Annotated in this window: 28 protein-coding genes and 2 pseudogenes; 9 read left to right on the top strand and 21 right to left on the bottom strand. The window is 40.7% G+C overall.

Annotated features, from left to right (window positions below; translation table 11 throughout):
• The first annotated feature begins 130 nt into the window (after positions 1-130).
• Positions 131-358 (top strand): annotated as a pseudogene (gene tnpA / locus NE664_11070) (IS200/IS605 family transposase).
• Between the two features lie 50 nt (positions 359-408).
• Here the strand turns inward: tnpA and NE664_11065 are convergent.
• The 5 genes from NE664_11065 to NE664_11045 form a co-directional block, all read right to left on the bottom strand.
• Entirely contained in the window at positions 409-1,905 is a 1,497-nt protein-coding gene (locus NE664_11065) for a recombinase family protein (protein ID MCQ4727182.1), read from the bottom strand.
• A gap of 94 nt (positions 1,906-1,999) precedes the next feature.
• Complete coding sequence (locus NE664_11060) at positions 2,000-2,191, bottom strand: hypothetical protein (protein MCQ4727181.1); 192 nt, start codon at positions 2,189-2,191, stop codon at positions 2,000-2,002.
• A 70-nt stretch (positions 2,192-2,261) separates the two neighbouring features.
• Positions 2,262-3,203, bottom strand: a complete 942-nt coding sequence (locus tag NE664_11055; GenBank protein MCQ4727180.1) for a plasmid recombination protein — start codon at positions 3,201-3,203, stop codon at positions 2,262-2,264.
• A gap of 185 nt (positions 3,204-3,388) precedes the next feature.
• Positions 3,389-3,784, bottom strand: a complete 396-nt coding sequence (locus tag NE664_11050) for a replication initiator protein A (protein ID MCQ4727179.1) — start codon at positions 3,782-3,784, stop codon at positions 3,389-3,391.
• 113 nt (positions 3,785-3,897) lie between these two features.
• Positions 3,898-4,311: a cysteine-rich VLP domain-containing protein gene (locus NE664_11045; protein ID MCQ4727178.1), complete on the bottom strand. Its 414-nt coding sequence runs from the start codon at positions 4,309-4,311 to the stop codon at positions 3,898-3,900.
• Positions 4,312-4,661: 350 nt separating this feature from the next.
• Here NE664_11045 and NE664_11040 point away from each other — a divergent pair, with 350 nt between their 5' ends.
• Both NE664_11040 and NE664_11035 read left to right on the top strand, forming a co-directional pair.
• Positions 4,662-4,910, top strand: coding sequence for a hypothetical protein (locus tag NE664_11040; protein MCQ4727177.1), 249 nt, complete (start codon positions 4,662-4,664; stop codon positions 4,908-4,910).
• A 36-nt stretch (positions 4,911-4,946) separates the two neighbouring features.
• Positions 4,947-5,747 carry a helix-turn-helix domain-containing protein gene (locus NE664_11035; protein MCQ4727176.1) on the top strand — a complete coding sequence of 267 codons (801 nt, stop codon included), beginning with the start codon at positions 4,947-4,949 and terminating at the stop codon, positions 5,745-5,747.
• A gap of 288 nt (positions 5,748-6,035) precedes the next feature.
• Here NE664_11035 and NE664_11030 read toward each other — a convergent pair whose 3' ends face one another.
• Together NE664_11030 and NE664_11025 are read right to left on the bottom strand one after the other, a co-directional pair.
• A complete protein-coding gene (locus tag NE664_11030) occupies positions 6,036-7,187 on the bottom strand; it encodes an IS91 family transposase (GenBank protein ID MCQ4727175.1) in 1,152 nt (383 codons plus the stop codon).
• Positions 7,180-8,031: a site-specific integrase gene (locus NE664_11025; GenBank protein MCQ4727174.1), complete on the bottom strand. Its 852-nt coding sequence runs from the start codon at positions 8,029-8,031 to the stop codon at positions 7,180-7,182. Before NE664_11025 ends, NE664_11030 begins: the two co-directional genes overlap by 8 nt.
• A gap of 288 nt (positions 8,032-8,319) precedes the next feature.
• Between NE664_11025 and NE664_11020 the strand changes: the two genes are divergently transcribed.
• Both NE664_11020 and NE664_11015 read left to right on the top strand, forming a co-directional pair.
• A complete protein-coding gene (locus tag NE664_11020; protein MCQ4727173.1) occupies positions 8,320-8,742 on the top strand; it encodes a hypothetical protein in 423 nt (140 codons plus the stop codon).
• A 74-nt stretch (positions 8,743-8,816) separates the two neighbouring features.
• Positions 8,817-9,275 carry a hypothetical protein gene (locus tag NE664_11015; GenBank protein MCQ4727172.1) on the top strand — a complete coding sequence of 153 codons (459 nt, stop codon included), beginning with the start codon at positions 8,817-8,819 and terminating at the stop codon, positions 9,273-9,275.
• A gap of 134 nt (positions 9,276-9,409) precedes the next feature.
• Here the strand turns inward: NE664_11015 and NE664_11010 are convergent, their stop codons facing one another.
• Complete coding sequence (locus NE664_11010; protein ID MCQ4727171.1) at positions 9,410-9,619, bottom strand: gluconolactonase; 210 nt, start codon at positions 9,617-9,619, stop codon at positions 9,410-9,412.
• A 229-nt stretch (positions 9,620-9,848) separates the two neighbouring features.
• On the opposite strand from NE664_11010, the pseudogene NE664_11005 reads away from it, so the two are divergent.
• Positions 9,849-10,081: pseudogene (locus NE664_11005) on the top strand (transposase).
• A gap of 780 nt (positions 10,082-10,861) precedes the next feature.
• On the opposite strand, the gene mgtE reads toward NE664_11005, so the two are convergent.
• Together mgtE and NE664_10995 are read right to left on the bottom strand one after the other, a co-directional pair.
• A complete protein-coding gene (gene mgtE / locus NE664_11000) occupies positions 10,862-12,199 on the bottom strand; it encodes a magnesium transporter (protein MCQ4727170.1) in 1,338 nt (445 codons plus the stop codon).
• A 98-nt stretch (positions 12,200-12,297) separates the two neighbouring features.
• Positions 12,298-12,429 carry a hypothetical protein gene (locus NE664_10995; protein ID MCQ4727169.1) on the bottom strand — a complete coding sequence of 44 codons (132 nt, stop codon included), beginning with the start codon at positions 12,427-12,429 and terminating at the stop codon, positions 12,298-12,300.
• Positions 12,430-12,715: 286 nt separating this feature from the next.
• Here NE664_10995 and NE664_10990 point away from each other — a divergent pair, with 286 nt between their 5' ends.
• Together NE664_10990 and NE664_10985 are read left to right on the top strand one after the other, a co-directional pair.
• The gene (locus tag NE664_10990) at positions 12,716-13,177 is read left to right on the top strand and encodes a PH domain-containing protein (protein ID MCQ4727168.1); all 462 of its coding nucleotides are present in this window, start codon (positions 12,716-12,718) and stop codon (positions 13,175-13,177) included.
• A 129-nt stretch (positions 13,178-13,306) separates the two neighbouring features.
• On the top strand, positions 13,307-14,026 hold the full coding sequence (locus NE664_10985; protein ID MCQ4727167.1) for a M23 family metallopeptidase: 720 nt from the start codon (positions 13,307-13,309) through the stop codon (positions 14,024-14,026).
• 60 nt (positions 14,027-14,086) lie between these two features.
• Here the strand turns inward: NE664_10985 and NE664_10980 are convergent, their stop codons facing one another.
• From NE664_10980 to NE664_10935, 10 genes are all read right to left on the bottom strand, one after another.
• Positions 14,087-14,428 (bottom strand): type II toxin-antitoxin system PemK/MazF family toxin, encoded by a 342-nt coding sequence (locus NE664_10980; GenBank protein ID MCQ4727166.1) that lies wholly within the window; start codon positions 14,426-14,428, stop codon positions 14,087-14,089.
• A 155-nt stretch (positions 14,429-14,583) separates the two neighbouring features.
• On the bottom strand, positions 14,584-15,747 hold the full coding sequence (gene alr, locus NE664_10975) for an alanine racemase (GenBank protein ID MCQ4727165.1): 1,164 nt from the start codon (positions 15,745-15,747) through the stop codon (positions 14,584-14,586).
• Positions 15,748-15,761: 14 nt separating this feature from the next.
• Positions 15,762-16,397 carry a hypothetical protein gene (locus NE664_10970; protein MCQ4727164.1) on the bottom strand — a complete coding sequence of 212 codons (636 nt, stop codon included), beginning with the start codon at positions 16,395-16,397 and terminating at the stop codon, positions 15,762-15,764.
• 57 nt (positions 16,398-16,454) lie between these two features.
• Positions 16,455-18,005, bottom strand: a complete 1,551-nt coding sequence (locus NE664_10965) for an NAD(P)H-hydrate dehydratase (protein ID MCQ4727163.1) — start codon at positions 18,003-18,005, stop codon at positions 16,455-16,457.
• Complete coding sequence (gene acpS / locus NE664_10960; GenBank protein MCQ4727162.1) at positions 18,002-18,379, bottom strand: holo-ACP synthase; 378 nt, start codon at positions 18,377-18,379, stop codon at positions 18,002-18,004. The genes NE664_10965 and acpS overlap by 4 nt, the downstream gene beginning before the upstream one ends.
• A gap of 52 nt (positions 18,380-18,431) precedes the next feature.
• The gene (locus NE664_10955) at positions 18,432-19,019 is read right to left on the bottom strand and encodes a lysine exporter LysO family protein (GenBank protein MCQ4727161.1); all 588 of its coding nucleotides are present in this window, start codon (positions 19,017-19,019) and stop codon (positions 18,432-18,434) included.
• Between the two features lie 3 nt (positions 19,020-19,022).
• On the bottom strand, positions 19,023-19,301 hold the full coding sequence (locus NE664_10950; GenBank protein MCQ4727160.1) for a lysine exporter LysO family protein: 279 nt from the start codon (positions 19,299-19,301) through the stop codon (positions 19,023-19,025).
• Positions 19,302-19,426: 125 nt separating this feature from the next.
• Positions 19,427-20,290: a hypothetical protein gene (locus NE664_10945; protein MCQ4727159.1), complete on the bottom strand. Its 864-nt coding sequence runs from the start codon at positions 20,288-20,290 to the stop codon at positions 19,427-19,429.
• A 111-nt stretch (positions 20,291-20,401) separates the two neighbouring features.
• Positions 20,402-20,755 carry an MGMT family protein gene (locus NE664_10940; GenBank protein ID MCQ4727158.1) on the bottom strand — a complete coding sequence of 118 codons (354 nt, stop codon included), beginning with the start codon at positions 20,753-20,755 and terminating at the stop codon, positions 20,402-20,404.
• Positions 20,756-20,958: 203 nt separating this feature from the next.
• Entirely contained in the window at positions 20,959-21,519 is a 561-nt protein-coding gene (locus NE664_10935) for a hypothetical protein (protein MCQ4727157.1), read from the bottom strand.
• A 113-nt stretch (positions 21,520-21,632) separates the two neighbouring features.
• Between NE664_10935 and NE664_10930 the strand changes: the two genes are divergently transcribed.
• Positions 21,633-21,812 (top strand): CopG family transcriptional regulator, encoded by a 180-nt coding sequence (locus NE664_10930; GenBank protein MCQ4727156.1) that lies wholly within the window; start codon positions 21,633-21,635, stop codon positions 21,810-21,812.
• A 46-nt stretch (positions 21,813-21,858) separates the two neighbouring features.
• Here NE664_10930 and NE664_10925 read toward each other — a convergent pair whose 3' ends face one another.
• Positions 21,859-23,172 carry a site-specific integrase gene (locus NE664_10925; protein MCQ4727155.1) on the bottom strand — a complete coding sequence of 438 codons (1,314 nt, stop codon included), beginning with the start codon at positions 23,170-23,172 and terminating at the stop codon, positions 21,859-21,861.

Genomic DNA, 23,172 nt, shown 5'->3' with positions numbered 1-23,172 from the left:
AAAATGGAAATGCCCGAAACATAAAACCACTTGCTATGCGGGTGGTGGGCAAGCGCTTATAGCACAATCACCTTTCCGATGTATAATAGAGGCGTCCAAGCCACTACTATAGAAAGGAAAGGTGATTGAAATGGCCAATAAGACCAACGATTTAGCACATACAAAATGGATGTGTAAGTACCATATTGTCTTTACTCCTAAGTATATACGAAAAATAATTTATAATCAATACAAAGAAAGTATAAGAGATATTTTGAAATAGCTTTGTGCATACAAGTGAGTAGAGATTATAGAAGGTCATCTTATGTTGGATCATATCCATATGTTAGTAAGTATACCACATAAATACAGTGTAGCTTAGTTTACAAAGGGCGAAAGGTTGCGTTGTATGGCGGCGCTTATGCGCCGTCATATCTTCCAAACGATGTTGATACTTTCGCTTGTGGCGTAAATTGCGGAAATCATCAAATCCACCACCCGCCGCTTATCGTCAAAGTTCACTTCTTCCCATGTGTCCAGATAGCCGGAAATTTCTTTGACCTGTTCCGGGCTGATGGTATCCACACTCAACTCCGCTATCTTTTTGACAAGCTCCTGCTTGCGTCCGTCCAGTTCTTCAATCTTGCTGTTCACATAGGAGAGCAGGACGGGATTTGCCCCGGTTAGTGTGTCAATGAGCGTTTCAATTTCATGCTGGACTTGTGCGAGTTCCACTTGCAGGGCAGTCAGCTTCGGATTGGACTTCAAGGCATTTTTTCGTCCCTTGATGGTCTGGAACGGTTTTAGCTTTTTTACCATAGCGGCATAGATAACAGCTTCCGTATCGGGAATACGGAGCGTCCCTGCGCCCTCACAGCTTTTGTTATCGGAACGCTTGCTGCAACGGAAGTACCACCGCCCATAACTGCCCTCGGCTTTTAACGCTTTCTGGCACCTGCCGCATTTGATTTTCCCAGCCAGCCAAGTATTGACCGCTTTTCGTCCCGCCTGATAACTGGCATTGGCTAAAATCTTCTTTCGGCATTTCAGCCACAGTTCAGAAGAAACCAAGCCCTCACTGGGAGCCATAACCAGCGTATGCCCTTGCAGATTGTGTTTGGTGTCGCCTTTCATTCCCCGACCGCGATAGAAGTAGCACCCGTTCATTCCAGTAAAGTCAGCGGCGTCATTGACAATAACCGTACCTTGACTTTTGAAAAACTCATAAATATCAAGGTCTGCTTTGACATAAATGGGATTGCATAAAATGTTTGCGAGTGCCGGACGGGAAAAATCCTTAATACCATGCTCCGCAAAATGCCGAACAATATCGCCATAGGAAGTTCCCGGCTCGGCATACATTTCAAACATCAGCTTGACCTGTTCCGCTTCTTCGGGATTTTCCACTAACTTCTTTGTGTTGATACCATCTATCTTGATTGGCTCCGTGTGAAATCCATAGGGAGCCTTGCCGCCCATGCGAAAACCCTTTAGGCTTCTGGAGTAGTAGGCATCGGCTACCCGCTTCTGTATGGTTTCCCTTTCAAGCTGGGCGAACACAATACAGATATTCAACATCGCCCGCCCCATCGGGGTGGAGGTATCAAACTTTTCCGTAGAGGACACAAACTCTACATTGTACTGCTGGAACAGCTCCATCATGTTTGCGAAGTCCAGAATGGAACGGCTGATACGGTCGAGTTTGTAAACCACGACTTTTGCAATCAAGCTCCGCTTGATGTCCCGCACCAGTTCTTGAAACTTCGGACGGTCTGTGTTCTTGCCGCTGTACCCTTTGTCTGTGTATTCCTTGCAGTTACCGCCTTTCAACTCGTATTTGCAAAATTCAATCTGGCTTTCAATGGAAATGCTGTCCTTTTTGTCCACCGATTGTCTTGCATAGATTGCGTCTATTCGATTGTTCATATTGTCGCTCCTTTTCTTAAAAAAGAAACGGAGCTGCTGACACCTTTATTATACCGTCAGCAGCCCCGCAAATCAACGATGACTTCGGAAAACCTTATGACCCGGCTTCCTCACTCTGCCGTTTGTTGGCATACTTGCGGAACACCTCATAAAGCTGCTGTTCCAGCTCCCGGCGTTTTGCCGCTTCCTGCTCCGGCGTGAACACCGGGGAGAGATTTTCCAGCGTGATTTCCTTTCCCTGAAAAGTCACGACTTCTGTTTCTTTCTTGTATCTGATATGCTCCATAGTACCTCCGTATTTAATTTTCAAAGTGCAGTGCCGCCATACTGCGGCGTGAAATGTTTTCTGTCATCAATCACCGTTCCCTTGTGTGCCGCTGCTGCCGTTTCAGTTCCGCCAGTATATCCGGCGGGATACGGTCAACCAGCCGCTGTAAATCGTCCAGTTCGCTTTTCAGCTTTGCCCGTTCCATCGTATCTTTCATCTTGCCTTTTTCACTGGCTTTGGCTCTGGCTTCCAACTGTTCATTTTCTGCTAAAAGGTCGTTTATCGTGACCTTGTATTTTTTGAGCTGCCCGGAGAAGTTCTCCATCTGCGGAAACCACTTTTTCAGCAGGGAGAGGGCTTCCTCTTTCTTCTTTCCGGCATTGAACGGGGTAATACCGTCCAGCGTGGCTTCAATGGCTCTTGCCTGTTTGGAGAGATTGACCGCCTGCTTGAACAGACGGGTGGGGATATGCTTCCTGCCTGTCTTGCTGGCACTTTCCCCACGCTCCAAGTCGCGATATTTCTCCACCATATAGGCGTGAAAATCGTCCTGCCATTTTGTGAGGTTGGCTCTATTCCCGATAATCTCCTTTGCACACAGGCGGTTGTCCTCTGTCAGCGGGACAAAGACCAAATGCAGGTGGGGCGTTTTCTCGTCCATGTGTACCACCGCCGACACGATATTTTCTTTCCCTACCCGCCCGATTAAGAAATCAGCCGCCCTCTGGAAAAATTCCTGTATCTCCTTTGGGGACTTCTTCTTAAAAAATTCCGGGCTGGCGGTAATCAGCGTATCCACAAACCGGGTGCTGTCCCTGCGGGTGCGGCAGCCAGCTTGTTCAATGCGGCTTTTAATGAAGTGGTAGTATCTGCCCTCTGGCTTAACGATATGGAAGTTGTACTTGCTCCGGCTGGTGTCAATGTCAGGATTGCTGGCGTACTGTTCCTTTTGCCGTTCGTGATGGGCTTCCAGCGGTCTTGCCGGATTGCCCTTGTGTTTTTCAAATCGCAAAATTGCGTGTTGTGCCATGAAACTCCTTTCCCCATTCCGTTCCTTTCCGGGACTTTTCCACAGGAAAATCCCGCAGAAAATATCTCAGATAGGATAGGAATGGATAAGATATAAATAAAATCGTTTTAATCTCTGTATTTCTATATACCGTCCGGTTTTCGTACTTCAAGAGGATTGATTATCGTACTTGTGGAGTGCGGTTTTCAGTCCTCCGGCGTTCCATAACCGGATTTCTTGAAGTCGGTGTTTGGAACCGCTTCGTAGGATTTTGGGTAAATACGGTTGGGTTTTCCACAGCCCTGCTTCTGGATTTCCACCAGTCCGGCGTATTGCAGTTCCCGCAGGGTGTTGACCGCTTTCTGCCGTCCGCAGTGGAGCAGCTCCACTACCTCGTTGATGGGATAGTAGAGGTAAATGCGCCCATATTCGTCCGCCCAGCCGTTTTTCCGGGACAGGTCTGTCCGGCGCAGGATAAAGGCGTACAGTACCTTTGCTTCGTTGGACAGTGGCGTGAATGTGGGGGCTTCAAAAAGGAAATTGGGAAGCCGGGTAAAGCTGACCGCCTTTTCCGGCTGATGGATATAAATGGTGTTTGTCATATCGTGTTTTGTGGACGGTTAGAAGCCTGTTTCCGGGGACAGACGGTAGTTTCCTATTGCCTACCCCCTGTTCTGTGCTTGCAAAGCCTTGTAAATCAAGGACTTTTCAGCCCCTAACTGTCCACACAAGACCTCCTTTTCCGTTCACTTTCTGTTTTCTGCCGCCTGTGAACTCTGGCGGCGCAGTCGGGACAGTATTTCGCCCGGTTGGACTTTGGGACGAACACTCTGCCGCAGACCGCACAGCGTTTTAGCTCCTTATCCCGGAAAATCTCCGCTTCCAGCGTCCCGATTTGCGGCAAGACCGACCAGCGGAACCACTCACAGCAGACCGAGAAAGAAATGGTCTGGGGGCAGGTGTGGGTGTCCCCATCGTCAAGGAGCATACAGTTCCCGTCCTCATAACAGCAGCACTCCCGGCGGATCAGGGCGTTTGCCTGTTTCCTCTGTGCCGGTGTCATGCGATAAAGGGAACCGTCCTGCCTGCGCTCTATGGGCGGCAGTTGTTTATATGGGTTCTCTCTCATGTGTTCCCTCCATTTTTGCTTTCCGTTGCCGTTCTCTCCGAAAAGGCTTCCTGCCCCACTCCTGCGGCGTGTTCCGGCGTTGACACGCTCCCCGGACTTCGGGACATTTTGTCCCGAAGTGGCTCGTTGCGGTGCTTCCCCTGCCGGGGTATTCCTTTTCGGACGGTCATTCATTTTTCAAGGTGCAGCTCATCGATGAACTACCCTAAGTCTACACCTAAAAGACCGCCCGCCCCGTATATCCATAAGGTCGGAAATCAGCCCGGAAAATTCTCTATTTCCACGCTCTTGGAATTGTGGTAAAATGGAAGAAACAAAATAGTAAATCGAAATTGTACTACGGTGACAACATGAAAAAATTGGAAATAGCTTTTACAGATACAAGCGAAAAAGTTGTGATTGATGAAACTTCATTGATTATAGCTCTTAGTAACAAAACCACACCCGATGGCTTAACCGAGAGTTTCATATTAAATTTTGATGAGGACTTGCCAGATAAATTATTGAAATATCCTTTGATGTTTTACATCTATGATGATTTGCCTATCTTAAAATTATATAGGAGCGTATATATTTCCTCTTATCAATGGATAACTTAGAGCAATGTAACTACCAAGCAGACAAGGAGGGAGAGCATGGAACTGTCCATACAAGAACGATTGAAAGACCTGCGTGTGGAGCGTGGGCTGACACTGGAACAGCTTGCGGAGCAGACCAAGATTTCCAAGTCTGCATTGGGCAGCTATGAAGCGGACGACTTCAAGGACATCAGCCACTATGCCCTTATCAAGCTGGCGAAGTTTTACGGCGTGACCGCTGACTATCTGCTGGGATTGACCGAAACAAAAAATCACCCAAACGCCGATCTTACAGACCTGCGTTTGAGTGATGATATGATTGAACTCTTGAAAAGCGGGTTGGTGGATAATTCCCTCTTGTGTGAACTGGCGGTACACCTGGATTTCCCCCGGCTGATGGCTGACCTCGAAATCTATGTAAACGGTATCGCTGGCAAACAGGTACAGAGTGCAAATGCCATTATAGACACTGTGAGCGCAACCATTATGAAGCAGCACAATCCCAGCTTGTCCGACCCGCAGTTAAGACAGCTTATCGCCGCCCATATTGACGATGACAGCTTTTGCCGCTATGTGATACAGCAGGACATAAACAAGATAGCTCTTGACCTACGAGAAGTACATAAGGACGATTTTTTCAGCGTCCCGGAGGACAACCCGCTGGAAGATTTTTTGCAAACCGTTGATGAAGCCACTAATCCGAACAGTGACCCAGAGCAAGCGGCTTTGGTGTTTATCTGTAAGCGGCTCAAATTGAATTTGAAGAAGCTGTCTGAGGAAGAAAAGAAGTGGCTGAAAAAGATTGCGCAGAAGTCGGACTTGCTGAAAAATCCAAATCCCCAGCGGGGGAGGAAATAAGAGAACAACAAATTCTTTAGGTTAGAATCGATGATGGGGTAAACGAAAAAGCAGTTTTGACATTCCAGTGAACTGCCCCTTCGTTTACACCATTTTCGATTTGACCTCATTGAACAAAGTGAGCGTCCGGGTAGTCATTACCTATGGACTTTCAATCTTTTGTACTTACCTGTGATTATACAGGATTTTCTGTGCAGAAGCTACAGAAATCAAGTATTTTCAGATAAATAGGTACGACAACAAAACCTCAAGCTTTGAGGCTTTAGAAATGTATGAAAGAATAAGCTTTTAACATCTTTGTGGTATTCGAAGCTGTGGTTTTCCAAGATGCCCGCCACAGGATTTACACACACAAATGTTTATCTCATAAAGCTGTTTTAATATTTCTGGTATCTCCTTACCTCGAAGCTTCGAGAGATACTTTTGGCATCCAAGGAGATTCCGGCATAAAGTCAGTTTCTTGTGTTTGCTACGGGAACAAAGAAGTCCGTAATGCCGAATCCTGACAAAACGTTTTGGCGGTACGTGCATCAGAAACCGTCGTATAAATTCAACACCGGAAAGAGTCAGTTCTTTCCATTGTCCATTGTTCCGGTAATCCTTTACAGAAAAAGTAACGTTTTCATCGTCCATACAGATGATGCGGTGATTGCTGATGGCAATCCTATGGGTATACTTTCCAAGGTAGTCAATCACAGACTGTGCGCCGTTAAAAGTTTTCTTACAATAAGGAATCCATTCCGCATCATAACAGAAATCAATCAGTTCTTTGAACACATAATGGTTACTGTATTTTTCGGCAGTTCCATGAAACTTAAGTTGATTCGTATTCCAGAGATTTTTCAACTCATCCATATATTTTCCACGAAAGACTTTGGAGACAGCCCATATAGGAAGAAAAAACTCAGTACCGTTGTCTTTCCATTCGTTTTTGGATGTCAGACCACCGCCGAGCAGTATTGTATGGATATGGGGATGAAAGTTCATTTCAGATCCCCATGTATGCAGGATGCAGATATAGCCGACAGCAGCACCAAGGTGCTTTGGGTCAGCAGTCAGTTCACTGATTGTAGCAGAAGCTGCATGATACAGGGTGTCATATAACAGTTTCTGATTATTGTAAATGATTGGATTCAGAATGTCAGGAACTGTAAATACCAAGTGGAAGTAGGGTGCATCAAGCACATCCTCTTTGCGGGCATCCATCCACATTTCCTTTGGAACAGCCTGACACATGGGACAACAACGGTTGCGGCAGGAATTATAGTGAATCTGAACAGCACCACAGTCTTCACATACACTGACGTTTGCACCATAGGCTCCGGTTTTGCAGTTCAAGATGTTCCGGGCAACTTTTGCCTGTTCCGGAGAAGGAGAATACTTTTCAAGGTATGCCGAATAAAAACACCGGAAAATATCCTGGACGGTGGGCTTATTCATAATCAGCACCTTCTTTCCTGTCAAAGGGACTTTGGATTCCCATGAGGGATTTGTTGCTGACATGAAGATAAACTTCCGTGGATTTTGGGTCACGGTGTCCAAGCAGTGCCTGAATATTCTGCCGTTCTACTCCCTGCTCCATCAGATGAGTTGCAAAGCTATGACGGAGACAGTGTGGAGTTGCTTTCTTTGGAAGTTCAGCATCGGATACTGCCCGTCGCATCACTTGCTCCAGTGTACTGACTGTCAGGTAATTACCAGTAAATTTATTAGGAAACAGGATCCCACGGGGACGTCCTTTCTCAAACCAGTATTGCGTAAGGATATCCAGACACCGTTTAGAAAGAATTGTATAGCGATCCATCCTGTTCTTCGTATCTCGGACATGGATCTGCATATTTGAACGGGAAATATCATCATAATGAAGGTGGATCACTTCAGAAACCCGCATCCCGGAAGAATACATCGTTGCAAACATGGCTCTATATTTGATATCATCAACAGCTTCTAATAGACGGTCTATTTCATCAACAGTCAGTACGGTCGGAAGCTTATGTTCTAGGATCATACGTGGAACTGTGATGTCATCCCAAAGGATATGCAGGACATTTCGATAGAAAAAACGGATGGCAGAATTGTAAAGATTCAGAGTTGTGGCTTTCAGTCCTTCCTCTTTTTTTGCAAGCAAAAAAGCCCTGACATCCTGACAGGTAAGTTCTTTGGGATTCTTATTCTGATATTTCAGAAAGTAAGAAACATAGTTTTTATAGCAGTTGATGGAACGTTCTTTGAGGTTACGGATTTTTCCGGCTTCCTCAAGCTGTTCTAAATATTTTTCATACATAATAAAATCCTCCATGTAAAATCAGTAGTAATCAAAACACTGCTTTACACGGAGGTGCATTTGGGTCATAAAACCGCTTGCCAACCAAGCGGAAGGGTGGTATTCTTTTCATAGGCAGTGGGAAGGTCGATCCTGTTTGATTGTTATTTTGTGGTGATTTAACAATACTACTTTTAGGACTTGCTTTCCACTGTTTTTTATTATAGAAAACAGAAAATCGCTATGCCACAGCCTTGGCAGGCCATCGCGCAGCGATTTTGTTCAATATGAATTTGACGGGGAGGTCTCATGAGGACAGAATATAAACACAATCCGCCCATTCCATATAGTCTGCATGATATGCGGGTCAAAAAGATTATAATTCAAGATAAAACAATAGTCCTTGAATTCGAGGACGGATATGAAAAACTTACAGAACCTTTTGAACAGGTCGAGGGAAACATCACAATCGAAGGTGTGGATTTTGATTGTACCTGCGTTATGTTGCAGAGCAAATGGGGAAACTATGGAAAATTCAACGGTGAGAAATTAGAACTGGAACGCTTTATAAAGAGATACAAAAACTATAGCTTTGAAATTGTAGATGAATTATACGGGTATAATCAAGTATTGTATTCTGGTTATTTATCTATCTTAGAAACAGAAGATTTAGTTCAAATGGACATTTCAATTTACTTTACGGGCAAAATTATTTACGATACAAAAGAGTAACAAATTCCAGCTTGTAGAATTGGACTTTGGAGATGTAAAATAAAAAATAAATTGGAAGTTGGTGGAGAAATTCTATGAGTGTATGCACATTTATTGCTTCGGATTTTCCCTTGACAGAAGTTTCGCCTGTTCAGGATTATCCATTTGAAATAAATCTTGATAAGGGTACAATGTATGACGGTGGCGCAGATGATAACTATTTTCTGCATTTCTTTCAAGATGTTCAAAACTATACCGACAAGAAAAACGGAGTCTGTCTGGAATGGAACTACTTTACAGAGGGTAGAGCAAAACAAATTATTGAATATATGAAAAATGTCTTGCAGGATACGACTTCCATAGAACTCTGGCATGTGTGGTTAATGGACTACTATGAATTTGAGGACAGACCTGTAATTCATAGGCAAACAGTTTCTATTGATGAACTTACCACAAAACATATCAAGGAAATTGATGATGCAGAGATTTGGAATACTCCCGACAAAATGTATCCAAATAGACCGTCATTCTATTGCTTGGAAATAAAACGATAATGACAACTCCCAGTTTGTCGAGCAGATAGCAAATCCTGTCGAGCCAGTCAACGGTCAAGATGAACGGCACATAAATATGCCGCCGTTGACAGTCCCGCCCGCCTTTGCTGATAGGCAATCAAGGCGGGAAAGCCCTAAAATGGCTTCCCGCCCATTTCAATTTTGAGAGAAAAATCCGTCTGCTTTTTCGTGAGTGTGTCCACAAGTTCGGGACATTTTGTCCAGAAGTCCGGTGTAGGACGAGGGACGAGGGCTTTCATATACGCCCTGTCTGCTGACGAAACCAGCCCTGCGCTTGCGGCTCTACGCCACGCAATCACAGCCCTGTTTTCCTGCCGCTTCAAATGCCCTTGCCCTCCCCCACGGCAACGGCATTTTCACGGCAACGCCGACAGAGCGTATAACACACTACACTTTGCAAGCAAAGTCGTGTGCCAAGGGGCAAGCCCCTTTGGAAGCCCCGGACAACAAAACAGGCTGAATATCTCGCACTTTCCCGGTGCTTGATACTCAGCCTGTTTTGTTGTCAGCAGCCCGTTTCACGGTCTGTTTTCGCCCTTTGTAAAGTTTGGCGTGTCACAGTTTACGGGATACTTAAAGGGAAAAATTGCATTTATGATTTTCGATAAGCACGCAAACCTAAAGCATAAATTTGGAAACAGACATTTTTTGTCAGAAGGATATTATGTAAGTACAGTAGGACTCAATGAGACAACCGTAAAAAGTATATCCAAGACCAAGAGAAGTACGATATCATGCAGGATAAATTGAGTGTGAAGGAATACGAGGCCCCCTTTAATGGGTAGCCGGTAGTACAAACTCCCTTTGAAGGACGACGAGTCAAGCGCGTAGTAGCTTGAACGTAAAGTGAAAGCCAGCGTCTTTAGGCGCTGGCCGGTAACAAAGGCTTATAGCCGTAGAGCAAACCACCCGTTAGGCGGGTGGTGCTGATTTTTTATATTTTTTAATTCACTGCACATTATCTATAATACACAAATTTTTATTTGAATTACAAAGAAAAGATAGATTTTATTTTTATATTTGTATGATACAATTTATCCAAATACTTATTATTTATCGAAAATTTAATCTGCTTATTTTACACTGCTTTGAAAAACAATAAAAATATATCGGCACGACTATGCGAAATATTTAAATACACTTAATTTGAAATATACGTTTCAAATTTTGTATACATTATGTTTACAAGGTTATATGGTTCCATATGGTAAATTTTTCGTTTTTCGCCGTTGCAGATACTTAACCGGATCCTTGAATTCTCATTTGCAAAACGCTCTGCGCCGTTATTTCCACACCGTTCGTATACTTACCTGCTGGCAAATCTTAATATTTTTGTCTTGAATCGCAAAAAAATTCTCCATGATAAATCAAAAAGTTTATGACGATATTATCAGTTTAAGAGCAGGAAAAATCAGGCAAGCACATTCGATACGGTGTCAAATATTTTTGATGCCGCTATTATACCGCTAATGCCATCCCCAACCGTGTATATCCTTATAAGCCGGTAATACTATACCCAACTGCAATTTATCCGGCGCCCTTTCGTACATATCACAATTCAAAAATTATAATACAAAAACCTGTGCTGCGTTGAAAAATACAATAAGCGATATGGCGTCAACGACAGTTGTAATAAGCGGACCAGCCATTATAGCCGGATCGAATTTTAATTTTTTTGCTATTATCGGCAAAATACATCCAACGCATTTAGCTATTATAACAGTTGCCATTAAACTCAAAGAAACCGCCATATTAACTTCCAAAGGCGTTTTCAACAACACAAGCCTTACAAAATTAACGCCTGCAAGTATAAAACCGCTTATTGCCCCTACCCTAAGTTCTTTCCATAAAACTTTGAATACATCGGCCATTTGTATTTCACCGATAGCCATTCCCCTTATTATGAGTGTCGACGACTGAGAACCGGCATTTCCGCCGGTATCCATCAGTATCGGAAAAAATGATGAAAGTATTATTGAGGATGCTAAAACGCTTTCATACCCGCTTATAATCGCACTTGATACTGTTCCCGAAATCATCAGTACAAGCAGCCATACAATCCTGTTTTTTGCCAATGTAAACACACTGGTTTTTAGGTATTCGTTTTCAGAAGGTATAAGAGCCGACATCTTTTCAATATCTTCTGTATTTTCCTGCTCAATTACATCAACTATATCGTCTACGGTAATTATTCCGACAAGCCTATCCTCATTATCTACAACAGGCAATGCAATAAGGTTGTATTTTTTAAATATATTTGCAGTATCTTCCTGATCGTCGAGAGTCCTAACGCTGATAACATCATCTTCCATAATATCTTTGATAAAAGTATCGTCACTCGATAAAATAATTGTGCGGAGTGAAACCATACCTACAAGAACTCTCTTTTCATTAACCACATAGCATGAATATATCGTTTCCTTGTCGACACCCGTACGTCTAAGCTGTTCCATTGCTTTTTTAACTGTAGTATCAAGATGGAACTGTACGAATTCTATTGTCATTATACTTCCGGCGCTGTCTTCCGGATAATTAAGGAAACTGTTTATAATAGCCCTTTTCTCTTCGTCAGTGTTTTTCAAAATTCTTGTAACGACATTTGCGGGAATTTCGCCAAGTAAATCTACAGTGTCATCCATACTCATATCATCTACTATACTTTTGACTTCCCTGTCTGTAATACTGTTTATTATATGAGCCTGCATATCAGAATCCATAAATGAGAAAACATCCGCCGCATTATCCTTTGTTAAAAGCCTGAAAACAAAGAGTCGTTTTTCAACTTCAACTTCTTCAAAAAACTCTGCAATATCAGCCGGATTGCTTTCATTCAGTTCGGTTTTAAGCTCTTTATATTTCTTTTTTTCAAGCAAATCAAGCCATTTTTCTAACATCAATTCCATTTCGTTCATATTTATCACCCCTTCTACTCCAGGCATAAAAAAGCCCGCGAAAAACCTCCGCAGGCATTTATGTGACATAAATATAAACATAAATTAAATCAGATATAAAACCCTTTATAAAAATATATTCCAAATTTTGTGGGCTCTGCTCCAAATTCTAATGCGGAAGTTTTCATCATTATACAGTTAAAACATAAAGGAACATTATCGCAACTACTTCCCGCTTCCATAAAGCCCACCTCCATAAGTTAAAATTATTAATATATTAAGTATAAAACTTATATTTTTAAACGTCAACCAAAAATTCAAATAAATATATATTTTTTGATATAACAAACTATTTTCAGCTTATAAAATAATTATTAGTCAATTTTTCTCTGTTTTTCTCAAAATATTACTGTTTTTCTAACGTTTATAAAATTGACGTATATTCTTAAATATAAACAGTTGTTATCAGCCGGAAATCCTGTTAGAATATTGAATTATAGATTATTGAAATAAGGATGGATTTTAACCATGGAAAAAAATTTGAAGCCTCATTACACACTCATCTTAATTTCGACCCTTAAAATGACTTTTATCCTTGCTTTATTTTATATTGCGGCCGTTGCAGTTTCTCCAAACAAATATTATTCAGCGCTTAATCTGCTGAAAATGTTTATCCCAGCCGCCGTGCTTATATACGCATATATGTTTTATTTTTGGAACAGCGTTTCAATATGCTTTAATAATGATAAGCTTATTTTCAATATGACGGCGGGCAGAAAAAATCATATAGAAGTTTTGTACAGCGAAATTACCCACATTAAAACAACACAAGGCATACTTGAAAAATTATTCGGGGTGTCCCGTATTTCCATTACAATAGGCGGCGATGAGAAAACATATGGGAGCAGCGCGATGGTGCTTGAAAACTATCTTGTATTTAAAAACGAAACAACAAAAGAAGTAATAAATATGATTAAGGCTAATGCCTGATCTAAAAAACGCCCATGTTATAAATCTCATTTAAAATATTCAAAATTATTACATTATGAATATTTTAAATTTAGATGAATAAAATATTACCAGTATTTTAAAATAAAATTACAAGGTGATAACATGGGCTTGAACAGAAAAACTCGCGCAAAATACATCCGTACAAAAAAAAATATATATAACAACTTTAAGCTTTTGGGGTTTTATACAATAGTCTTTTCAACAATGGGTTTGGCATTCAGCGTTACTGGAAAGAGTATAAACGCATATACAAAGCCTATGGCGGCTGTTGCATACGCACAAAAGGAAACTTCATTTATAAGAAATACTGACGAAATACTCAGCAAACAAAGTGAAAAAATAGCGGAAGTTTCAAACCGTTTTCAAAATCAGAAGCTAAAAATCGAAAAAACGCAGCAGCCGCAAATTACAGAAGCGGCCGCAAATTCAAATATACCGGAAGGCCTTCCGTTAAGCGGAACCGTTACGTCTGAATTCGGCGAAAGAAACGATCCGATTAACGGAGAAAAAAATATGCACAAAGGAATAGACCTTGCAGCCGATACCGGAACAAAAGTAACGGCAACTGCCGGAGGCATTGTAAAAAGCGCAAGATACAGCAATTCATACGGTTATATAGTAGAAATAGACCATGGCAACGGGTACTTAACTAAATATGCACATAACAGCAGTCTAACGGTTAAAACAGGCGATACTGTTGTAAAAGGCCAAACTGTGGCTTATTCCGGAAGTACAGGAAATTCCACAGGGCCTCATCTGCACTATGAAGTCTGTTATGAAGGCGTGCCTGTAAATCCCGTTTCTCCCTTGACAGCCATAAATAAATAATATAAAAAAGGCCTCTTAAAAATCAATAAGAAATTTAAGCGTGCCTTTTTTATTTCAAATTTATAATGCCAAACTGATAAATAACGCTTCGTTTACTTTTTTCATTATGGCCGTATCAAGATGGGAAACCTTCTCTCTAAGCCTTTTTTTATCTATAGTTCTTATCTGCTCCAACAATATAACGGAATCTTTTACCAATGTGTACTTAACTGCATCAATTTCTATGTGTGTCGGCAATTTTGCCTTATTAATCTGGCTGGTAATGGCCGCGCATATAACAGTTGGGCTGTATTTGTTGCCTATATCATTTTGTATAATCAAAACCGGCCTTACTCCGCCCTGCTCCGAACCGACAACAGGGCTTAAATCGGCATAAAATATATCTCCTCTTTTTACTATCACAATTTTCACACTCCACTAAACAAAATGTTAGTTAATTTTAAGTGTGATATACTGAACTACAGATTACAATATGTACTAAAAATTATCACACCTAAGGTTAGTAGTATTTTCCCCACAAACCTAAGGCATTATACAATAAAGTTTCCGATTATATTTTAGCTGTTAATGGCGTTAACTTCCTTAACAATTTTGCCGCCCTTAAAATATACCCTCGGCACCCTTTTATCAATCATACATACAACCTCATAATTAATTGTACCGATTATTTCAGCCACTTCGTCGGCTGTTATTTCTGCATTTCCCATTCTGCCTATCAAAACAATCTCGTCTTGAACTTCAACACCGTCAACATCCGTTATATCAACCATACACTGATCCATACATATCCTTCCTGTAATAGGAACTTTAACGCCGCCAACAACTGCAAACCCTTTATTGGATAACAGCCTGCTAAAGCCGTCAGCATATCCCACAGGCAGCGTTGCAATTTTCCGCCTTCCGTTTGCCGCATATGTTCTTCCGTAGCTGATTGTCGTTTTATCTTCAACCTCTTTTATAAATGATACCTGAGTTTTCAGGCTCATAGCCGGCATCAAAGGAAGATTTTCTTTTCTAACTTCATCCGACGGATAAAGCCCGTATAAAATAATACCCGGGCGCACCATATTAAAAAATAAATCGTCAAAGTCAATTATAGCCGCACTATTTGCACAATGCTTAACGGGTATATTAACCCCGCTTTCTTCCAGTGAGTTTATTATACAAACAAACTTATCCCTTTGGATTTTTGTAAATGATTTATCTTTTATATCGCTTACCGCAAAATGTGTAAAAATACCGTCAATTACCAGATTATCCATTTCAGCTATATCAATTATCTTTTTTACGGACTCAGGACAGGCCGGAAAACCCAACCGACCCATTCCCGTATCAATTTTAATATGTACTTTTGCCGTTTTGTTTTGTTTTTTTGCTTCGGCAGAAATAATTTGGGCTTCATGTATGCTTGAAACAGTTTGTATTATATCGTATTTAATAACTTCCGAAATATAATTTGCAGGTGTAAAACCAAGTATCAATATTTCGTCGTCTATGCCGTTTTTTCTTAAATGTACGGCTTCATCCAACATTGCAACTGCAAATATATCGACGCCGTTTTCTTTCAATACTTCGCTCACTTCAACAGCCCCATGACCGTAACCGTCGGCTTTAACCGTTCCGAGTATCCGCACTCCCGAAGGAACTTTTTCCCTTATTCTTTTAATATTAAAATCAACCGCATCTAAATTTATTTCTGCCACAGTTCGTTTGTAATACATTTTAACATCTCCATTTATTGCGGAACTTTAAACGTGCCGTCTTCAAATTCCACATTATATTCAAATTCGTTGTAAGTAACTATATATCTTTCTTTCCCTTCAATATCGTATATTATAAACTGCACAGGCTTCAAAGTTTCATTGTCAACCCAAAGCTTCTCAGTAGAAGTATACTTATAATTTCCAGGAATAACGGCTTCCAAAACAGTACATCTTCCTTCATCCATTTTAGCCGTTTCAACCGCAACGCCTTCGCTCTGCATGTAATTTTTAACAAACTGGCCCAAAAACAGTTCGTTGCGCGCCTGGTTCTCATCAACTTCAACAGCCATATTGCTGTTAAGCTTGCTGTTGTATTGATATACCTTTTTTCCGTCGTAAACAGTATAATTACCCGCCGCACTTTCCGGGGCGGTTATCTCCATGCGATACTCGCCGGTTGAATTATAGTACTGCACTGTACTGAACGTATTCTCGCCTTTGTTTGAAATCCTTGTCACATCCGCCGTACACTTATAGCTTTGCATTTGTGTAAGCTGGTCTTGTATTTTTTCCATTGCGCTTCTGCTGTCGCCGGCTTCTGAGCATCCGCACATAGCCACAGCGGCAAACAGACTGAATAAAAGCCCAAAACCTCTGATAAATTTCATTGTATAATCCCCTTTCGTTTTTATAATGTTATTATACGAAAAGGTCCATGCAGTCTATTACTTAAACTTTTCTGCCTTGTCTTTAATGAAATTCATAGCAAGCGGTATATATCTGGCAATATCTCCGGCGTCTACCCCGTACATACCAAGTTTTTCCGAGGCCAGATCTCCGCATGTACCGTGGATATAAGCCCCGGCGACAGCCGCCTTATACGGCTCTATCCCCTGAGCCATAAAGCCTCCTATAATTCCGGAAAGTACGTCGCCGCTTCCACCTTTAGCCAGCGAATTGTTGCCTGTCATGTTTATATAATAATCTCCCCATGGCGAAGCAATTACCGTCCTTGCGTCCTTCAACAAAACTACCGTATTATACTTTTCTGCGAATTTAAGCGCCTCGCCGACTGTATTATCAAGTATTTCGTTTATTCCAAGCCCCGTAAGGCGGCTGAACTCCATTGGATGAGGCGTAATAATCGGAATTTTTTTCATCTTTTTCAAAATACTTTTTGAATCTGCAATTCCGTTAAGCCCGTCGGCATCAATCAAAACATTGCATTCCGCCTCCAACAAAATTTTTTCTGTAAATTCAGAAACATCTTTTCCTTTGCCGATACCCGGACCAATAACAACGGAATCCGCCCTTCTTAAATCTTCGCTCACAACGTCAAAACTGTCTTTAAAAAATTTTCCGTCATATCCTGGAAGTATCCTTACAACAGCCTCCGGAACTAATATATGCATAACGTCCGCACATTTTTTAAGCGTACATGCATTGACAACGCCGCATCCGCTTTTGTAGGCAGCTTTGCAGCACAAAGCCCCCGCCCCTGTCATTTCTTCACTTCCGGCAATTACAAATAATTTGCCGTATGTCCCTTTATTGCTTCTTGCTTTCCTTTTTGGAATTAAACTCCATATATCTTTTGGCGCGGCAATATTTCCTTTTATTTCAATCATATTTTCAACATCATTTGGTATGGATATATTAGCCACTGTAATATTTCCGCAATACTCCGCTCCCGGATACAATATACAGCCAATCTTATGGTAGGCAAACGTTACCGTTTCATCTGCCTTTACGGCAACCGTATCAACATGTCCGTTATCCGCATCCACACCGCTCGGTATGTCAATACTGATAACCTTTTTGCCGCTGGAATTAATCATTTCAATAACTTTGCTTGCCGGAAAACGCGGTTTTCCCTTAAATCCCGTGCCAAATATGGCGTCTATAATTATATCGGTTTCATTAAAACATTTTTCAATACAATTAATATCCGTACAAATATCAATGCCGATTTTTTTAAGCGATTCAAAATTTACTTTTGCATCGTTTGTCAGTTTTTTCTCTTCTCCTATAAATATAACCGATATTTTTATGCCATAACAGTAAAGCATTCGGGCAACGGCAAAACCGTCTCCCCCGTTATTTCCGCTTCCGCATACGGCAACGGCTGTCCTTCCTTTTATCTCATTAAGAATTTCAATACATTTCAGGCTTACTGCTTTTGATGCGTTTTCCATCAAAACTATTCCCGGAATACCATACTTTTCAATAGCCATTTTATCTATGGCATGCATTTGCGTTCCGTCTGCAACTTTCATAATTCGCCGCCTTCCGCAACGGCATAAGCCATTGCATAATCTCGGCAGTGGCTTATACTGACCTTAATATTCATTATCTTCTTATCAAGAGCAATTTTAAGCGCCCCGCCGCTTAATATCACAAAAGGCGCTTCAAATTCATCTCTCAATACCTCAATTTCCTTTATGCCAAACCCTCGAAAACCTGTCCCCAATGCTTTTGATACGGCTTCCTTCGCAGCAAAATTACCCGCCACTGTTTCAAACCGCATTTTCCTTTTTCTAAACAGCGCCATTTCATCATCAGAAAAGCATTTATTAAGAAATGTTAAGTTTTCCGACGCTTCCCTGATACGCTTAATTTCAATAATATCGCATCCTGTACCTACAACCATTTAAGCACCCCTGAATACAGTTTTAACTTATTATACAACAAAACAAATATCTTTAAACAAAAATCGGCACTATTACAGGCACAAGCATAGTTATAACCATTCCTGATATAAAAGAAACTACCGCCGTTTTCCCGTTTGTATTCCTTGAAATAACGCCAAGCGTCGTATCCATGGACGTAGCCCCGGCTGTCGCAACGGCACAATAATAATTCAAATGTTTTGCGGCAAAAGGAATTGTTATGAAAGCCAGTACCTCCCTAAAAACATTTGACAGGAATGCAAGCGCTCCAAGAGCAGGATTTCCCGCCTCGCTTATAAGTATCCCCGAAAAGCTGTACCAACCCATACCCATAGTTACGGACAGGCTTTCTTTCATAGTTTCCGAAACAAAAAAGCTTAATAAAGCTCCGCCTATAAAACTCCCTATAATTTCACCGAGCGGAACAAGAAGGACTTTTACTCCCATACTTTTAATTTTAGGAAATATATCTTTATTCAACCCTAAATCTATACCGACATAAAATATGAGTATGTACAATATAACCGATGACAAACTGTTTATAACTTCTTTATGCTCTGAAGGTACAAACATACCGGCAAAAACCCCTATTACAAGCGCAATCACAATGCATATGCTCATTTTTTACTCCCCTTTTTTACGTTCTATTATAAAAGAAAACAGATAAACTGCCAAAACGCTGAAAAAAACAGCAAATGCAGAATAAACCAATGCTTTAGCCCCTATCGCCGGTATACTTTTGAGCACTTCTTTGTCCGAGCCTATCCCCATACCCATAACAAATATAAGCGCAAAAAGCGATATTGTTTGAATCCTTCCGTTTATCTTAATAATTTTGTCTGAGAGGTTCAACTTGTAACCGACCAAAAAACCCGCCGTTAAAAAAAGAACAATATAAAACATGTTTCCAACCCTTCCTATAAAATATTATAATAATCTTTTGAATTATACTACCATGGACGTTTATTTGCAATATATACCAAAAATAAAGCCCTTGCCGATAAACAGCAAGGGTTTTCAATAATCAATTATTTGGCTTCAGCAGGAATTTCAAAATCTGTAGCTTCATTAAAGTTTGAGCATGTCATAGACATTTTGAATTTTGTAAATGATATAGACGCTTCGGCATTGGCTGCTTCAGGAGCGGCCGCCATAATATTATCCATTAATTTCTGCATTACAGCCGTCATATCCATTTCATATTTAACAGGATAGTTTGTTTCAGCGTCAAGCCATACATATATAGGAACTTCGCCGAGATCTTCATATAAGCCTGATATTGTAGCTGAATCAAGCCCTAAGGAAGAAAGTGAGTCAAGAGAGCCTGAACTTTCAACAGCTTCTTTTAATTCATCTCCTGAGAGTTTTCCTTCAAGCTTAACAGCGGATACCCCGTCAATATCCTCTGTTCCGACTTCCGTATAAGCTGAAGGATCCCCAAGGTAGGACATCATAGCTTCTTTTGTATCATATGCGCCAAGCGCTTCCGCCGGGATTTCCTGTGACAGCCACTGTGTTCCGTCATTTACATACATTGTATAAACGTCGTCAACTACGTCTGCGTACATTTCCATTGATTGGCTTCCAAGCTCTCCCATATCCATCGTCATATTAATTTTCATTTTCAAAGGATCCATAAAATATGTAATATCCATATCTGTTACTGTTGAAACTGCCTGTTCTCCGGCAGACATATCCATTTCCATTTTCATATTTGAATCCATGCTTGTAACTTCCGCCATTTTTTCATTGGCCGCCTTAACCCTGTCTTCAGCAGTCATTCCTTCAGCATTTCCGCCCGCAGCGGAAGTATCGGAGCCAGTGCAGCCAAAAGCCGAAAATGCCATGATCGCCGAAACTGCAAGTATGCCGAGTGTTTTTTTAAATTTCATAATACAACCTCCGTTTTCATAAATTGATTATGTGGTACATTATAACATGATATTTGAAAATAGTATATTATATTTTTCTTAAATTTCTCAAAAATTTTATATAAATTCTTACTAAATTCCGTTTCTTTCAAAATAATCTATAAAATAAAGTTTTTCATCTGTTGTGACATTCCATCCAAACAACTTTAAATTAACTTTTCCGCTGTTGTCCGTATCAATCCCTTCGCTGTAAAGCATATTCTTTTGTGTATATTCGTTTTCAAATGATTTTGCACCGCTTAAAAACCCATTTGAATTGACAATCCTATGCGCAGGCACATCGCCGAGCAATCCCATTTTAAGCGCATATCCAACCTGCCTTGCATTTTGTGGCCTGCCGCAAAGCCGCGCTATCTGGCCGTATGAAGCGACGCGTCCATACGGAATATTAATGCATATAAATGAAGCCCTTTTATAAAAATCCATATGCCCTCCAAAATAATTCATTAAAGATTAACAGGCACTCGCCTTATCTCTCCATAACTCTCCATAAGTGCTACCCGTATTACCTTTTTGGGATTTCTACTTTCCCTAACTTAGCCTATCACTCCATAGCACTCCGTAAGTTTAGTATTACGATAGTATAAAGAAAAGCCTTAACCATTTGTTTGTGGTCAAGGCTTTCGTTTTTACTGTATTTCTTCTATTTCGCCAGTATCTTTGTTTACATGGTATTCTTTAAGAAGCATACCACTGAAAAGCAATTTAGCGTCATGTTCTTCTTTGTCAACATATTCATACACAGACACATCAAGCAAATTTCCCATGACAGAGATTTTAGTTGTTGTCTTGTAATTGAAGTTGACTATTGCATGGATTTCATCATCACTCTTGAAATACTCTTTGTAGTAGTCCAAAGCATAGTCCTGCATTTCAATGTTTTCTGCGATTGAGGCAATTCTCCAATTACCTGTCACATCATTAGGAACATTGGTAACCACAAAGGAAATATCATCTATTGCTGTGCTTTCGTTTTGCTTTTCCTCTGTCTGCTGTTCTGCTGAACTGATAGTGTCCTTTGCTCCGTCCTCAACGCTGTCTTTTGTTCCAGTATTCCCGAAGATAGCGGCCAGAATAACGACAACGATTACCCAAAACCACCACTTCTTGAAAATCGGCTTTTTGACTCCGTTTTTGGTTGCTTTATCTTTCATAATGCCATACCTCCAAGTTTTGGTTGATATTAGCATTATAGCAGAGTGTAACACAAAAGTACAGTATAATTTTAACTCACTATTGTGTCATAGTTTTATGTGCCTTGTCAATACTATAATGTAATTAAAATCAATGGAGGAATTGCATTATGGAGAAATTTATCGTAACACCTAAAGAAGATAAATCTGTCACCATGACGATACGCATAGATAGAGCCTTGCAAGAGGAATATAACGATTTAGCAGCAAAAACGAATCGTTCTCGTAATGAACTAATCAGCATGGCTTTGCAATATGCCCTTGACCACATGGAATTGAAAGATGAATGATGACTAAATGAGAGCCTTTGGATTTTGTCCTCTGGCTCTCAATTCTTTATGCGTTCAATCGTAAGAACTCATTTACCTTTGTTGCTACTTCCTCTTGCTGTTCCTCAAAGCTATGAGCATAGATGTTCATTGTAGTGGAACAGGTTGAATGTCCTAATGTCTTTGATATTTCAATGATGTTGACTTCCAGATAATTGAGCAGGGTAGCACATGAATGTCTCAACCCATGAAGCGGAATAATCGGTAATTCCTCTAATCCCTCGGCCTTTGCTTTATCTGGATTATTCTGCACCCATTCATTATAGCGGTGTAAATGCTTTGTGAAATACTGATAAGGTGTTGTATGCCCCATAAGTTTTCCGTCTGCTTGAATGAACAGATTACCGCCATCGCTCAAATCGCCTTGCCATGCAGTACCATGACTAAATCGTGTCTGTATGTACTCAAAGTGATACTGTTTCAAAAGTGGGATTACATCATCTGGGATAGATACCTTTCTGACAGATTTCTTTGTCTTAGGTTCTTTATAATCAAATCCGTTTTCCGTCATACCCACAGACTTTGAAATAGAGATTTTCTTTTCCTTAAAGTCAATGTCATTCCAGTGCAAAGCAAGTGTTTCGCCTTTTCTGAATCCACAGAACAATGAGAGAGTAAAGAACACTTTGTATTGTGTGGGCACAGTATAGGATTCTGTGTACTCATTCACATAGTATGGTTTGCCTGTATCATCAATACGCTGATGGCCTTTGTAGGTTACCTCGTATGACATATCCAGAGATTTCATAAACATCAATGCTTGCTTTGGAGTAAAGAACTTTAAGCCCTCATCCTCGTCTTTTCTCTTTGGCTTTTGTGCGTCTTGGCAAGGATTGTTCTCAATCATGCTGTAACGCTTGGCTGTCTTAAAAATCAGATTCAACACATTAGCAAATCTCTTTATTGTACCTGCGGAATAATCATCAACCAGAGTTCTATAAAAGGCTTCAATGTGTGGTGTTTTGATATGAGCAATTTTGTCTCCCTTAAAGTAGGGAATGATTCTGCTTTCCAAAACCTGTTTATATCCTGCATAGGTACCATAAGCAATGTTATCTTTAACACTCTCAAGCCATTTGTATGCAAAATCTTCAAATGACATTTTTTCTGCGTTGTAGTCGTAGCCATATTTCAGTTTATCTTCCATATCCATGGCATACTTCTTCGCTTCTCGTTCTTGTTGTTTGGGTGTTGCTGACTGATTGACTGAATATGTAAGATTCTTAACCAGTTTGTTTCCCTTTTTATCGTATCCTTGACAGATAACTATGCGATAAACAACTCTACCGCTTTTGTACTCAACTCTTTTAACAGATGCCAT

It is taken from the genome of Anaerotignum faecicola, assembly GCA_024460105.1.
Taxonomy (GTDB): Bacteria; Bacillota; Clostridia; order Lachnospirales; family Anaerotignaceae; genus JANFXS01.
This window is presented reverse-complemented; position numbering and strand designations above follow the sequence as displayed.

Excerpts from the sequence above, each read along its gene's own strand:
- NE664_11025 (MCQ4727174.1), bottom strand. The coding sequence starts at position 8,031 with ATGTATGAAAAATATTTAGAACAGCTTGAGGAAGCCGGAAAAATCCGT.
- NE664_10940 (MCQ4727158.1), bottom strand. The coding sequence starts at position 20,755 with ATGGATTTTTATAAAAGGGCTTCATTTATATGCATTAATATTCCGTAT.
- acpS (MCQ4727162.1), bottom strand. The coding sequence starts at position 18,379 with ATGGTTGTAGGTACAGGATGCGATATTATTGAAATTAAGCGTATCAGG.
- NE664_10935 (MCQ4727157.1), bottom strand. The coding sequence starts at position 21,519 with ATGCTAATATCAACCAAAACTTGGAGGTATGGCATTATGAAAGATAAA.
- mgtE (MCQ4727170.1), bottom strand. The coding sequence starts at position 12,199 with ATGGAATTGATGTTAGAAAAATGGCTTGATTTGCTTGAAAAAAAGAAA.
- NE664_11015 (MCQ4727172.1), top strand. The coding sequence starts at position 8,817 with ATGAGTGTATGCACATTTATTGCTTCGGATTTTCCCTTGACAGAAGTT.
- NE664_10945 (MCQ4727159.1), bottom strand. The coding sequence starts at position 20,290 with ATGAAATTTAAAAAAACACTCGGCATACTTGCAGTTTCGGCGATCATG.
- NE664_11030 (MCQ4727175.1), bottom strand. The coding sequence starts at position 7,187 with ATGAATAAGCCCACCGTCCAGGATATTTTCCGGTGTTTTTATTCGGCA.
- NE664_10950 (MCQ4727160.1), bottom strand. The coding sequence starts at position 19,301 with ATGTTTTATATTGTTCTTTTTTTAACGGCGGGTTTTTTGGTCGGTTAC.
- NE664_10970 (MCQ4727164.1), bottom strand. The coding sequence starts at position 16,397 with ATGAAATTTATCAGAGGTTTTGGGCTTTTATTCAGTCTGTTTGCCGCT.
- NE664_10925 (MCQ4727155.1), bottom strand. The coding sequence starts at position 23,172 with ATGGCATCTGTTAAAAGAGTTGAGTACAAAAGCGGTAGAGTTGTTTAT.
- NE664_11040 (MCQ4727177.1), top strand. The coding sequence starts at position 4,662 with ATGAAAAAATTGGAAATAGCTTTTACAGATACAAGCGAAAAAGTTGTG.
- NE664_10995 (MCQ4727169.1), bottom strand. The coding sequence starts at position 12,429 with ATGGAAGCGGGAAGTAGTTGCGATAATGTTCCTTTATGTTTTAACTGT.
- NE664_11060 (MCQ4727181.1), bottom strand. The coding sequence starts at position 2,191 with ATGGAGCATATCAGATACAAGAAAGAAACAGAAGTCGTGACTTTTCAG.
- NE664_11065 (MCQ4727182.1), bottom strand. The coding sequence starts at position 1,905 with ATGAACAATCGAATAGACGCAATCTATGCAAGACAATCGGTGGACAAA.
- alr (MCQ4727165.1), bottom strand. The coding sequence starts at position 15,747 with ATGTATTACAAACGAACTGTGGCAGAAATAAATTTAGATGCGGTTGAT.
- NE664_10965 (MCQ4727163.1), bottom strand. The coding sequence starts at position 18,005 with ATGAAAGTTGCAGACGGAACGCAAATGCATGCCATAGATAAAATGGCT.
- NE664_10930 (MCQ4727156.1), top strand. The coding sequence starts at position 21,633 with ATGGAGAAATTTATCGTAACACCTAAAGAAGATAAATCTGTCACCATG.
- NE664_11020 (MCQ4727173.1), top strand. The coding sequence starts at position 8,320 with ATGAGGACAGAATATAAACACAATCCGCCCATTCCATATAGTCTGCAT.
- NE664_11055 (MCQ4727180.1), bottom strand. The coding sequence starts at position 3,203 with ATGGCACAACACGCAATTTTGCGATTTGAAAAACACAAGGGCAATCCG.
- NE664_10990 (MCQ4727168.1), top strand. The coding sequence starts at position 12,716 with ATGGAAAAAAATTTGAAGCCTCATTACACACTCATCTTAATTTCGACC.
- NE664_11045 (MCQ4727178.1), bottom strand. The coding sequence starts at position 4,311 with ATGAGAGAGAACCCATATAAACAACTGCCGCCCATAGAGCGCAGGCAG.
- NE664_11050 (MCQ4727179.1), bottom strand. The coding sequence starts at position 3,784 with ATGACAAACACCATTTATATCCATCAGCCGGAAAAGGCGGTCAGCTTT.
- NE664_10955 (MCQ4727161.1), bottom strand. The coding sequence starts at position 19,019 with ATGAGCATATGCATTGTGATTGCGCTTGTAATAGGGGTTTTTGCCGGT.
- NE664_11035 (MCQ4727176.1), top strand. The coding sequence starts at position 4,947 with ATGGAACTGTCCATACAAGAACGATTGAAAGACCTGCGTGTGGAGCGT.